The following is a 12,853-nucleotide window of genomic DNA, read 5'->3' on the forward strand; positions in this document are numbered from 1 at the left end:
AGCTTTTTTATACTTACTTCGTTGAATCTCTAAATTGGATACGGTGAGGTAAGATAACAGTGTGATCTTCCACTTTTTCTTTGTTCATGTACTTTGTTAATAGACGCATTGCTACTGCACCGATATCATACATTGGTTGTACAACTGTTGAAAGTTGTGGACGAACCATTAATGCAAGGCGTGTATTATCGAAACCAAGTACTTCTACATCAGTTGGTACGTTTAACCCAGCGTCTTGTGCTGCATGGATTACACCTAGCGCCATTTCGTCAGAAGATACGAAGATTGCTGTTGGCTTTTCATCGCTGCTCCAAAGCTTTTCGAATGCTTCGATACCTGAATCATATGTGTAATCTCCATCGATTATAAGACTTTCATCATATGAAATACCTGCTTCTTCTAAAGCTTTTTTATAACCTTGTAACTTCTTCGCGCTTCCCGCTTTATCAATGAAAGGACCAGAGACGAAACCGATACGCTTATGTCCTTGCTCAATAAAGTGCTTCATTGCGTCGTAAGCTGCTTGTGTGTAATCAATATTTACTGATGGCGTTTCATTTTGCTCATCAAATGACGCTGCTAATACGATTGGTACTGGAGACTTTTTGAATTCTTCAATGTGAATGTCTGTAATATCTTCACCCATGAAAACAATTCCGTCCACTTGTTTTCCAAGCATCGTATTTAATAAATGGAACTCTTTCTCTTTGTTTTGGTCAGAGTTACTTAAAATGATGTTATATTTGTACATTGTTGCGATATCTTCAATTCCACGAGCAAGTTCTGCATAAAACGTATTTGAGATATCAGGAATAATAACACCTACTGTAGTTGTCTTCTTACTTGCTAGTCCACGTGCTACCGCATTTGGGCGGTATCCTAAACGATCAATTGCTTCTAATACTTTCTTTCTTGTTGTAGGCTTTACATTTGGGTTACCGTTCACAACGCGTGATACGGTAGCCATTGAAACGTTCGCTTCGCGCGCTACATCATAGATTGTTACGTTCATCTCATCGCACACTCCTTCTATTTTTGTTATCTATTTTTATGTATCGGTTACTTGAATGAAAAAAAGACATCAACTCTATTTGCAGATGCCACCAATCGTCCCGAGTTCTTCCTTTTACTAATGATACGATAAAAACGCAGGCTCATACAATATTTTCCCGCAAAAGTTTCGAAAAAATTCGCTTCTTTTCTCGTATTTTCGTATTTTTTATGAAAAAAAGGGCATTTTTGTAAAAATATAGATATTTCATACGGAGGAACCTTATTTTAAGCAGTACGATAGTAAATGAAATTTATATCAGCGATTTTTCGAATATATCGACTGCAACTCGAAATATATCAGCGATTTTCCAAATATATCGATCACAACTCCAATTATATCGGCGATTTTTTTAATATATCGACTTACCGACAGAAACCAACAATGATAGTCATTTGATGTACTAAATCTGGAGGTGCGTGGCGCCCTGTAGAATGCATTATATAAAGAACGACAGGGTAACTATATTTCTTCCTTTACAATTGGCACAGCGGAAATATGACGCGCTCTTTCCCATCGTACATTTTCACTTACAAGTAAAAAAAGACAGTGTAAACACTGTCTTTTTTTACAAGAAGGAAACAAACGGTTTATCGCTGTTTTTCTCTTTTATAATAATCGCCTCGATTTTACTCTCGGACTTGATCTGCAATTGTACTTTTGCATCTTTAGGTAATTTTTCTAACATACTTTGAGCGGCCAGTTGAGTAAGAGCCATTAATTCTGTTTTACCATTATATTTAATAACAATATTCATATTCAATGTATCCATTTGATTTTTCTTATAAGAAACTTTAGCATTGACTGGGATAAAATCTGCCGGAGAAAAATCTTTCATTGCCTTAGCAAACTCAGTGATTTTTGTATTATCTTCTCCATGTGCTTGTTTAAATTCATCAGAAGGATATGAAAACGCTTGTTCCTCGATCATGCCCCAATTTCCAAGGTTCGTATCATTCTTTTGAACAGTAGCACTAGCAATATACGTACCATTTTTTAAAGAACTTGTATTTTCTTGCTTAAAGATAGCAAACGTAATTGGAGATTTATTATACTTGTCATTTTTATTAATCGCTTCAGTAAGTTGCTTGGCAACTTCAGCACCCTTAGACATTGCTTCTTCACTCGATACACTTGAAGACATCGCTAACCCAATCACCACACCAGATAAACTTAATTCATTTGAATTCTGCTTCCCGAAATAGTCTTGTTCTATAATATTGGTCAAAACTGGCGCTTCTACTTTCGCGACTAGCTCATCAATTAACTTCTCTGGAATATATTGATTTAATTGCAGTACATGATTTTCTGTATCAAATTGTTCTTTTGCAATATTTATTAAACCATTTTCATACTCTGCTAAATCTAATTTAGAATTTGTTTTTATATTAGCTGTATTTATAACCTTTTGTTCTTTTAAAGGAATTACAGTTCTATAATAATCTTTAGAAACAGCAGTTCTCGGAATCATACTCTTTTCTTTCGTATCCTTTTGTATAACTTCATCCTTCTTACTAATCGTATTATTACTACAAGCTCCTAGTAATAAACTTACGACCGCGAAGGATAATGCCATTTTCTTCATTACTTAAAACCTACTTTCAACAATCTAGTTATTTAATTTGAACTATTAACAGTGTACCATTAAATATATTTCAACAAAAACAAAAAAAGAAGCAAGCACCTTTAGCTTGCTTCTTTTTACTTAATATTTTCTTCTAAAGCGTCTTTTTTAATGTTCCAATGAGACGTATTCCATACTACCATCCCATCTTTTATGTATAACACTTGCGGAGATTCATGTTTAATGCTGTACTGTTCTGCAACACGATTCGAAACATCTCTCGCATCTTGTACGTATAAGTAATACGCTGGTACTGCTCTTTCTTCACTACAATACGCTTGAAATTCTGTATATGCACCATGACTAATCGGGCATGTCGTACTATGTTTAAAAAGAACATAAGGTTCGTTTTTTTCTACTAATACTTCAAGCTCTTCAATTGTTTCAACTTTTGTCATATTCATCACGATTCACCTCTCATACGAAGTCTAGAGCGCTTCTCTTTCTTTTCAGCTTTTTTCTCAAGTCTTTCTAATTTACGCTCTTCTTTTTCAACCTTTTTCTCTTGTCTTGTCGCACGATAATGATTGTATACTTCAATTGCTGCGCTGCTCCACTGTACAACTTGCGCTACTTTATCTGCATTGTTTTCAATTTCGTCTGTAACAGACTCTGATACATTACGAAGTTTCGTATTTAAAGAATGGATTGTCGTTCCAATTCCATCTACACCCGATACTACTTTATTTAATGATTGTGACTTCTGTTGAATGTCATCAGCTAACGCATTTGTTTTATGTAATAATTGCTCCGTCTCTACGCTAATCCCTTGCATTTGTTTTTCTAAACCTTCTAACGTGCTCGCAACGTTTTCTAACGTCTTTTGAACCGATAACAACGTTCTGCATACATACACTACTAATACAGCGAAAGCAACCGCGATAATAGCCGCACTTACATATAAAAGAACTTGCATTTCATCACTTCCTTTATCTTTTTCATACTTTCTCCTATTATACAATCATTTTCCGTTTCGTTCTAATCCTTATCTTTTCATTAGAATTTTCATACTTATTCGTTAACTTTAACATAAATGATTCAACAAATTCCACTAAGTAGGTTACAATAGGAGAGGATACATAATTAGTAGGGAGGCTTTACATATGAAAGATCCACGCATTGAAAAGTTAGCATACAATTTAATTAACTACTCTATTCGCTTACAAAAAGGCGAAAAAGTATTAATTGAAAACTTTGGCTTACAAAAAGAACTTGTAACTGCACTTGTAAAAGAAGCATATGCAGCTGGTGGTTTCCCATTCGTTTCTTTAAAAGATCATCAAGTAGATCGCTCTTTATTAATGGGTGCTACTGAAGAACACTTCGAACAAATCGCTGCATATGAAGCAAGCGTAATGAAAGATATGGACGCTTATATCGGTCTTCGCTCTGGCGATAACATTAACGAACAAGCTGACGTACCAAGTGAAAGAATGCAAATTCACGGTCAAACAGTTGGTAAGAAAGTTCATAGAGACATCCGCGTTCCGAAAACGCGCTGGGTTGTTCTTCGCTACCCAAATGCTTCTATGGCGCAACTTGCTAAAATGAGCACAGAAGCTTTCGAAGACTTCTACTTCGAAGTTTGTAACTTAGACTACGGTAAAATGGATAAGGCAATGGATAGCCTTGTTACATTAATGAATAAAACAGATAAAGTTCGCTTAACTGGCCCTGGAACTGACTTAACATTCTCTATTAAAGACATTCCAGCTATTAAATGCTCAGGTCATTTAAATATTCCAGACGGTGAAGTATATTCTGCACCAGTTCGCGATTCTGTTAACGGTACAGTTTCTTACAACACACCATCTCCTTACAACGGTTATACATTTGAAAATGTACAACTTAAATTTGAGAACGGTCAAATCGTCGAAGCAACTGCAAACGATACAGAGCGCATTAACAAAATCTTCGATACAGACGAAGGCGCGCGCTTCGTTGGTGAGTTCGCAATCGGCGTAAACCCATACATCTTACATCCAATGGGAGATATCCTATTCGATGAAAAAATCGATGGCAGCTTCCACTTCACTCCTGGACAAGCTTACGACGATGCATGGAATGGCAACAACTCGAACATTCACTGGGATTTAGTATGCATCCAGCGCCCTGAATACGGCGGCGGCGAAATTTACTTCGACGACGTACTAATCCGTAAAGACGGACGCTTCGTTGTATCTGAACTAGAAGCTTTAAACCCAGAGAACTTAAAATAATAATAAAAACGCTCGGAATTTTCTCCGAGCGTTTTTCTATTAATACTTTAATAAATCTTTCGCCACATCTTCTGGCACTTTAAAACTCATCTTCTTATTTTTCATTTCAACTTCGACATAAGGGACATCTTTATAAACTGTCATTGTACCAATTTCATGTAATTCCTTTTTATCTTTACTCGACTCTGATAATTTTGGTGTATCTTCTTGATACATTTTAAATGTTTTCCCTTGCGGAGTATCTAAAGGAGCTGATTGCATTTCCCACTTATCCATTTTCATGACTTCAAACAGCTTTTCAATTTCTTTCTTATCGGTCATTACTTTTTTATCATTTGAATCTGTAAGTGATTCAATCTCAACCTTTTGTGCCTTTTCAAAGTTCATATCAGCCTTTTCCTTCTTCGCACTACACCCTATTACAAGAAAGGATGCGGTTAGCAGAAATAAAAATAACGTAAGGACTTTTTTCATTTCTAATCCTCCTGTACTATATAGAACTACTTTTCTCGCTTTTTGTTTGCTGAAAATGGAAATAATATAAAAGCGCCACTGCAATAGTACCTATTAATATCGGTTCATATAAGGGCAGATCCCATTTCATATATACTCTAGTGCAAATAGCAAACACAAGTAAAATTTCCAAACAAAACAAAGGTTTTACATACTTCATTTCTTACCTACCATTTCTATTTTCACATGTGGATTTTCTTTCTCGATAAGCGCCAAGAATTCATTCATATGTTGCGGCATCGCAACCATATGTACTTTATATGCGTTCGTCGTAATTTCAAGATACTTTCCAACTTGACGAACAACTCTAATATCTTTTAATACAACATCATCATTTAAAATGCCGTACTTTAATACACCATTTTCTACTTTATGCTTTTTAATAAATACTTCCCAAACGAGTGGTACATTTACTAGGAAGCATAAACCCATTCCAATTAACGCTGACATCCACTGCTCTTTATTTGCGAAAAGCATGACAAGTGGATATACGAACATAAAAACTAACGTGAGACAAACGAAAATGACTACCGACTTACTTCTTTGAATCGGAATGTTCATACACGCACCCCCTAACCTAAATTATACCACTTTTTCCATTTTAGTTCATAAAAAAAGGCCATTTCGGAATGACCTTCTTAAACAATATATCTATAAAATTTCTTATCCACCTGTAACACTGGAAAACTTTTTGGCAAATCTTCTATATCAACACTTTCAAAACCATTCTTTTCATAAAAGCGATGCGCGGCTAAAAACTTCACTGTCGTTCCTAAGTAAATATCTTTCAGCTTTTTATTCTCAGCCCACGAAATTGCTGTTTGGAGCAACTTATGTGATGCACCCCACTCTTTTCCGCGAAATTCTTGTTTCACGAACATTTTCCTTAGTGCTACTTGACCGTTCCCAATATCTAATAAAGCTACTGTTCCAACTACTTTCCCATCATAAGTTGCAACCCAAAAGTTTCCATAATCTCTCTGATAGAACGTTTCTATTTCAAGTAAGTCTGGCTGCTCTTCTTTCGTAATGGGAACATTGTACTCTTTTTGCTGAATATGAACGATAAGATCTACTACTTCATCTTGAAACGCACTTTCATACGGAATAATGCGTATCTTCTCGTTCATCGAATCTCCTTCCATTCTGAAGCTAGTAAACTATATACAACGATATCATGGAAATGATCATATAGCCATTCATCATCTCTTAAAATACCATCTAACTTAAATCCTAAACGCTCTGGAATAGCACGGCTTTTCACATTTTCAACACCGCATCTAATTTCCATTTTATTTAATTTTAAATTATCAAATGCATAGTGAAGTACAGCCTTCACACTACGCGTCATAATGCCTTTCCCGCCAGCATCTTCTGCAAGGTAATATCCGACTCGCCGCTTTCTTCCCCCAACTTACCGGATGAATGCCTACCATCCCAACGAGCTTTCCTTTATAACGTATGCCACTTTCAAAACCGTCTCCCTCTGCAAACTTCTTTAACCACATCGGACAAATCTCATCATACGCACCAGCAGATTTCATCCCATCCACCCAAGGAAGCCATCTTCGTAAATGACTACGGTTTTGGTTTATTAATTGATATAGTTCCTCTTTATGATGCTTCTCTAATAACTGTAATTCGATTTCATCGTCTACTCGAAGTGTGAACATGTTTTTTAGCTCCCTTCAGTTTTCTTATTATTCTAACACTTACAGATGTAAATTGTTAAATATTCACACTTTCTTTTAAATTTTATATATGAACAACTACTATATATGATTGATATCTAGATATGAATCATATATAGTTACAGTATGAAAAAAATGATAATTTTATAATTCAATTACGTAAAGGTGTTTTTGATCTCGCTATTTTGTCCTTAATAAGTAAACAACCTATGTACGGATACGAAATTACAAGTGCATTACAAGATATTCCTGTGTTTCATATCCCAAATGGTTCGATTTACCCTATATTAAACCGAATCACGAAAAACAATTGGGCTGTTTCCTATTGGGAAGAGTCCGGTGATGGTCCAAAAAGAAAATACTATCGAATTACAGACGAAGGGAGAGAAATTTTAAATAGTCGCTTACATGATTATGATGCAGTGTATCATGCTCTAATGTTACTAGCTAAAGGAGAGGATAAAAAATGAACAAAGAACAATTCTTTTCAAATGAACTCATTAATTCTTTCTTACACGATCTTCATAAAGGTTTAATGAACTTACCTGCGTCAGCAAGAGAACAACATGTGCTAGAAATCAAATCCGATTTATATGAAAATGCATTATGTAAAGAAAGTGAAGGGATACCATTAGCGCGCATTCCTTCACAAGTAATTGAAGAATTTCTTCCTCCAAAAGAATTAGCACAGGAAATCGCAGTAGAATATACAGATGTTATTCAAAATGCACAGCAATCTACAAATACATTTATCAAATACTTTACTGGATTCTCAATTGCTCCACTCGGTGCTTTATCAATGCCTATTGCACTAGGTTTTATCAATATTTCAGCTAATTTACCATTTTTATTAGCCTTTATCGCGAGCAACATTTGGTTCATCTGTAGAGAAAACCATTGGAATACAAAGCAATTAAAATTTTTAAAAACAATGATTTCCTTTAGTACTAGCGTTTTAATCGCACTTCCATTTGCATTTTTCGCGATTCGAATTATAATAACAAAACAATTCGATATGTTTTCATTCTATTATTTAATTGGATACGTACTTTTTAGTTCACTATATATCTTCTTATTAAAACAACTATACAAAAAGAATGAACAATACCAACATATCAACGCTTTTTAAAATATATTGAACACAGCAAAAAGACGCACAGCCACAGCTATGCGTCTTTTCTATTACTTCTCTGCAACTTGAACCTCTTTTACGTAAGCTGCTTCGAATTTTTGGATATCGCCTGCGCCCATGAAAATTAGAACGCCGTTTTTATGTTTCTTTAATACATCCGTTGTTGTATCTGTAATTAGTTCTGCACCGTCAATACGCTTTTGCAGATCTTCGATTGTTAATTCACCTTTGTTTTCGCGTGCTGATCCGAAAATATCACATAAGTATACTTGGTCAGCTTTGCTTAGGCTTTCAGCGAACTCATCTAAGAACTTTTCTGTACGTGAGAATGTATGCGGCTGGAATACAGCGACAACTTCACGCTCTGGATGTTTTTGACGAGCTGCTTCAATCGTTGCATTAATTTCTGTCGGATGGTGTGCGTAGTCATCGATAATAACTTGCTCTCCCATTGGCTTTTCATTAAAGCGACGTTTTACGCCTTCAAAAGTTGTTAGCTGATGCTTAACTGCTTCTACATCAACGTTTTCATAATGGCAAAGCGCGATTACTGCTAATGCATTTAATACGCTGTGGTTGCCGTATCCTGTAATTTTGAACGTGTCATAGTACGTATTACGAACGAATACATCGAAAATAGTACCATCTGTTCTCTTTTGAATGTTACGTGCTTGGAAATCATTATCTTCTCCAAATCCATAGAAAATAACAGGTACTTTCGCTTGAATTTTTTGAAGTTCTTCATCATCTCCACATGCAATAATGCCTTTTTTCACTTGCAATGCCATCTCTTGGAATGCACTGAATACATCATTGATATCTGTGAAATAATCTGGATGATCAAAATCAATATTTGTCATAATCGCATAGTCTGGATTGTAAGACAAGAAATGACGACGATACTCACAAGCTTCAAATACAAAATACTTACTATTTTCTACCCCATGCCCTGTTCCATCTCCAATAAGGTAAGATGTAGGGTGTGCACCTTGCATTACATGGGCTAACAAACCAGTTGTTGATGTTTTTCCATGTGCACCAGTTACAGCAACACTTGTGTATTGGTTCATAAGGTCGCCTAAGAAGTGATGGTAACGATGTACTGGGATGTTTAATTCTTTTGCTGCTACAATTTCTTCATGCGTATCAGGAAATGCATTTCCTGCAATAATCACTTGTCCTTCTTTTACATTATTTTTATCAAAAGGAAGGATCGAGATATTGCGCTTTTCCAACGCTGTTTGTGTAAAGAAACGCTTTTCATAATCAGACCCTTGAACAGTATGCTTCATGTCATGAAGAATTTGAGCTAATGAACTCATTCCTGTTCCTTTAATTCCTACAAAATGGTAAACTGTCATCTTAAAGAACCTCCAACATTTCGAACTAATACAACGGCCTATCTATAAGACAGTATATGAATCTTTTCTTATTTTGGTAATCATCATACATTTTTGATGTAGTGAAGTTATTCTTCCCTTCACTTATCAGGATAAACTCGTACGTACTTCTTTTTTTATGTCCATAACAAATCCATTATAGCAAAAAAGAAGCCGCTATACTATGATAACAGAAAAACTGATAGGGTCAATCACCTATCAGTTTTTCTCTCTTTTACATATCTTCTCTTTTTTCTAATTGAACACGCTCTAAACGTGGGTTTGGACGATATTTACGACCAGCTTTCGCTTCTGGTTTTCCATTTAATTCTACGTTATCACCAGTAAAGCCAATATTCATTTTTAATAAGCTACTTCCTACTCCGTATATATCAACAGGTACGTTTTGAGCTTCAAATTCACGAATACGCTTCTCATCAAATCCACCAGTTACAACGATGTCTACATGCTGGAATCCTTCTTCATCAAGTGCTTTACGAAGTGCGAATACAAGCGATGGGTTTACACCACGTGGATCGAATGTTCCAAGTACTTCTGGGTGACGAATGAAGTATTGATCAATCATCGTGCGCGACGTATCTACACGTACACCTTTTAACGTTGATCCAAATTCACGCGCTACGCGAAGTGCATCTGTAATGACATCATTGTTGTAATCAATTAATACAACTAATTCATCTTCTGGGAATTTCTTATGATATGCTTTTGCCGCTTCCACAACATCACCATTAAACATTTGAATTAATGCGTGAGGCATCGTCCCCATACCACTTCTGCCCCACCATTCATTCATCGCATGCGTCGCCTGTGCGCTCATACCTCCGATGTATGCTGCATAACCGTCACCAGCTTGTTGTGTATAATGATCGTCACGGTCTCCCATGAAAATAACTGGTTTTTCTTTATCTACGCTACGCGCAGCTTGGACAACGTTATATACGTTTGTCGCAACTGATGTACGACGAGCTAAAATCCCATCAATAACACCTTCTAAAAATCCGAAATTTTCATAAGGCCCATGAATTGTTAACACTGTTTCAAACGGACTAATATTATCGCCATCTTTTAAAGAGTTAATTTCAAGTTCCTCAGGATTCTTAGCGAATGTTTGTAGCAATGCAATTACTTCATCTGTTCCGCAAAGAACTGCATTTTCCTTTTGGAAAAATTGCATCGTTACAACACTTTTCGGGCGAAATTCTTCAATGATTTCTCTAGTCTTTAAAAAGTAAACGGCAGAGAACCAACCTTCTCCAACACGTTCGTCAAATTTAAATGTTCTATTTGTTAGTCTATTTATTTCACCTTTTAATTTTAATTCAATTTCTTTCATGTCGCTTTACTCCCTACTTTACTATCCAACATTTTCTCTTAGTATACAGCAAAACCGTTTACTATACATTTGTTTCCTGCATAGCAGCGAATTCATCCTCAGAAATAAGGACATCTCTTGGCTTCGTTCCTCTTGCTTCAGAAATAATTCCTTGCGATTCCATCTCTTCAATGAGACGTGCCGCGCGATTATAACCGATGCGGAATTTTCGCTGTACAGAAGATGTGGACGCTCCCCCTTGTTCTACAACAAATTGACATGCTTCAAAGAATAATTCATCTTCCGACTCAGCCTGTTCTGTTTTCGCTAATAAATCCTCTTGCTTAAATAAGTAATTCGGCTTCATTTGCTTTTTCACATGATCAACTGTCTTTTCAATCTCATCATCCGATACATATACACCTTGTACACGAACAGGCTTAGATGTACCGTTCCCTAAGAATAACATATCACCACGGCCAAGTAATTTCTCCGCGCCACCAATATCGATAATCGTACGCGAATCAACTTGAGATGATACAGTAAACGCAATACGCGTTGGAATGTTTGACTTAATTAAACCTGTAATAACATCTACAGACGGACGCTGTGTCGCTACTAATAAATGAATACCACAAGCACGTGCTTTTTGCGCAATACGACAAATCGCTTCCTCAACATCACCAGGTGCTACCATCATTAAGTCGGCTAACTCGTCAATGACAATAACGATATAAGGTAATGTCTCTCCTGGAATTTCTCGCCCACTTACAATCGTATTGTAACGAGTTAAATCACGAGCACCAGCGTGCGCAAACAATTCATAACGACGCTCCATTTCTTCAACTGCCCACTTTAAAGCCGCTGTCGCTGCTTTTACATCCGTAATAACAGGTGCGACAAGATGTGGAACAGAATTGTATGGTGCAAGCTCAACCATCTTCGGATCGATTAACATTAACTTCACTTCATGCGGTTTCGCTTTATATAAAATGCTCGTTAAAATTGCGTTAATACACACACTTTTACCCGAACCTGTTGCACCCGCAATAAGTCCATGTGGCATTTTTCGAATATCCGTTACAATTGGATCACCTGAAATATCAAGTCCTAGCGCAACTGTAAGCGGCGATTCGCTCTTTGTAAACACAGGACTTCTTAAAATTTCTCGTAGAAATACTGGCTTACTTTCTTTATTTGGAACTTCGATTCCAATTGCACTCTTCCCTGGAATCGGTGCTTCAATACGAATATCTTTCGCTGCTAAACTTAACTTAATATCATCACTTAAATTTGTAATTTTATTTACTTTCACACCTGGGTCTGGCTGTACTTCAAAACGAGTGACTGCTGGACCTTGCGATACATTAATAACATGTGCGCCAACATGGAAATTATTAAACGTTGTATCTAATAATTCTTTCTGTTCATCCAACCATTCCGTATTATCCAACGCCGATTGCTGCGGAATCGATAGCAATGTTAATGGCGGAATTGCATATGTCGGTGGTGTTTGCAATACATTTCGCATATCGTTCTCTCTTTGATTTACAACATATGCTTTCTCTTGTACTTCCGTACTTGAAATTGGCTTTTGTACTTGCTCTGCCACTACTTGTTGCATTGGCTTTTCTTCCACTTGTGGTTCCACTACCTCTTGTTGCACTAGCGTTTCTTCCACTCGTGATTCTACCACTACTTGCTGCATTGGTTTTTCTTCCACTTGTGGTTCTACCACTACTTGCTGCATTGGTTTTTCTTCCACTTGTGGTTCCACTACCACTTGCTGCATTGATTTTTCTTCCACTTGTGGTTCCACTACCACTTGCTGCACTGGTTTTTCTTCCACTTGTGGTTCTACCACTACTTGCTGCATTGGTTTTTCTTCCACTTGTGGTTCCACTACCACTT

14 protein-coding genes and 1 pseudogene are annotated in these 12,853 nt (G+C 36.5%); 3 read left to right on the forward strand and 12 right to left on the reverse strand.

The features are described from left to right. Positions 1-13: 13 nt before the first annotated feature. The 4 genes from ccpA to PDL00_RS14245 form a co-directional block, all read right to left on the reverse strand. Positions 14-1,012: a catabolite control protein A gene (ccpA, locus tag PDL00_RS14230; protein ID WP_270729673.1), complete on the reverse strand. Its 999-nt coding sequence runs from the start codon at positions 1,010-1,012 to the stop codon at positions 14-16. 607 nt (positions 1,013-1,619) lie between these two features. Continuing rightward, positions 1,620-2,636, reverse strand: a complete 1,017-nt coding sequence (locus PDL00_RS14235; RefSeq protein ID WP_270729675.1) for a CamS family sex pheromone protein — start codon at positions 2,634-2,636, stop codon at positions 1,620-1,622. A gap of 116 nt (positions 2,637-2,752) precedes the next feature. Further along, entirely contained in the window at positions 2,753-3,079 is a 327-nt protein-coding gene (gene ytxJ, locus PDL00_RS14240; protein WP_001057490.1) for a bacillithiol system redox-active protein YtxJ, read from the reverse strand. Next, positions 3,079-3,591, reverse strand: coding sequence for a DUF948 domain-containing protein (locus PDL00_RS14245; RefSeq protein ID WP_001197726.1), 513 nt, complete (start codon positions 3,589-3,591; stop codon positions 3,079-3,081). The genes ytxJ and PDL00_RS14245 overlap by 1 nt, the downstream gene beginning before the upstream one ends. A 187-nt stretch (positions 3,592-3,778) precedes the next feature. On the opposite strand from PDL00_RS14245, the gene PDL00_RS14250 reads away from it, so the two are divergent. After that, positions 3,779-4,894: an aminopeptidase gene (locus PDL00_RS14250; RefSeq protein WP_000654737.1), complete on the forward strand. Its 1,116-nt coding sequence runs from the start codon at positions 3,779-3,781 to the stop codon at positions 4,892-4,894. A gap of 39 nt (positions 4,895-4,933) precedes the next feature. On the opposite strand, the gene PDL00_RS14255 is transcribed toward PDL00_RS14250, so the two are convergent. The 5 genes and pseudogenes from PDL00_RS14255 to PDL00_RS14275 all read right to left on the reverse strand — a co-directional run bounded on the left by PDL00_RS14255 (position 4,934) and on the right by PDL00_RS14275 (position 7,080). Continuing rightward, positions 4,934-5,368 (reverse strand): hypothetical protein, encoded by a 435-nt coding sequence (locus PDL00_RS14255; protein ID WP_270729676.1) that lies wholly within the window; start codon positions 5,366-5,368, stop codon positions 4,934-4,936. Positions 5,369-5,384: 16 nt separating this feature from the next. Then, entirely contained in the window at positions 5,385-5,567 is a 183-nt protein-coding gene (locus PDL00_RS14260; protein ID WP_061680487.1) for a hypothetical protein, read from the reverse strand. Continuing rightward, positions 5,564-5,968 (reverse strand): PH domain-containing protein, encoded by a 405-nt coding sequence (locus PDL00_RS14265; protein WP_048544500.1) that lies wholly within the window; start codon positions 5,966-5,968, stop codon positions 5,564-5,566. Before PDL00_RS14265 ends, PDL00_RS14260 begins: the two co-directional genes overlap by 4 nt. A 77-nt stretch (positions 5,969-6,045) precedes the next feature. Then, positions 6,046-6,537, reverse strand: coding sequence for a GNAT family N-acetyltransferase (locus tag PDL00_RS14270; RefSeq protein ID WP_270729677.1), 492 nt, complete (start codon positions 6,535-6,537; stop codon positions 6,046-6,048). After that, a pseudogene (locus tag PDL00_RS14275) lies at positions 6,534-7,080 on the reverse strand (GNAT family N-acetyltransferase). Before PDL00_RS14275 ends, PDL00_RS14270 begins: the two are co-directional and overlap by 4 nt. A 164-nt stretch (positions 7,081-7,244) precedes the next feature. Between PDL00_RS14275 and PDL00_RS14280 the strand changes: the two are divergent. Further along, positions 7,245-7,568 (forward strand): PadR family transcriptional regulator, encoded by a 324-nt coding sequence (locus PDL00_RS14280; RefSeq protein ID WP_270729688.1) that lies wholly within the window; start codon positions 7,245-7,247, stop codon positions 7,566-7,568. Further along, complete coding sequence (locus PDL00_RS14285) at positions 7,565-8,227, forward strand: HAAS signaling domain-containing protein (protein WP_270729678.1); 663 nt, start codon at positions 7,565-7,567, stop codon at positions 8,225-8,227. Before PDL00_RS14280 ends, PDL00_RS14285 begins: the two co-directional genes overlap by 4 nt. 53 nt (positions 8,228-8,280) lie before the next feature. On the opposite strand, the gene murC is transcribed toward PDL00_RS14285, so the two are convergent. From murC to PDL00_RS14300, 3 genes are all read right to left on the reverse strand, one after another. Further along, on the reverse strand, positions 8,281-9,591 hold the full coding sequence (murC, locus tag PDL00_RS14290; protein ID WP_098344517.1) for a UDP-N-acetylmuramate--L-alanine ligase: 1,311 nt from the start codon (positions 9,589-9,591) through the stop codon (positions 8,281-8,283). A 253-nt stretch (positions 9,592-9,844) separates the two neighbouring features. After that, positions 9,845-10,963 (reverse strand): nicotinate phosphoribosyltransferase, encoded by a 1,119-nt coding sequence (locus PDL00_RS14295; protein WP_000658380.1) that lies wholly within the window; start codon positions 10,961-10,963, stop codon positions 9,845-9,847. Between the two features lie 61 nt (positions 10,964-11,024). Next, positions 11,025-12,853 (reverse strand): DNA translocase FtsK (locus PDL00_RS14300; RefSeq protein ID WP_270729679.1); only part of this gene is annotated, 1,829 nt, incomplete at its 5' end.

The sequence above is a fragment of the Bacillus cereus group sp. TH152-1LC genome (genome assembly GCF_027710505.1).
GTDB classification, from domain to species: Bacteria; Bacillota; Bacilli; order Bacillales; family Bacillaceae_G; genus Bacillus_A; species Bacillus_A mobilis.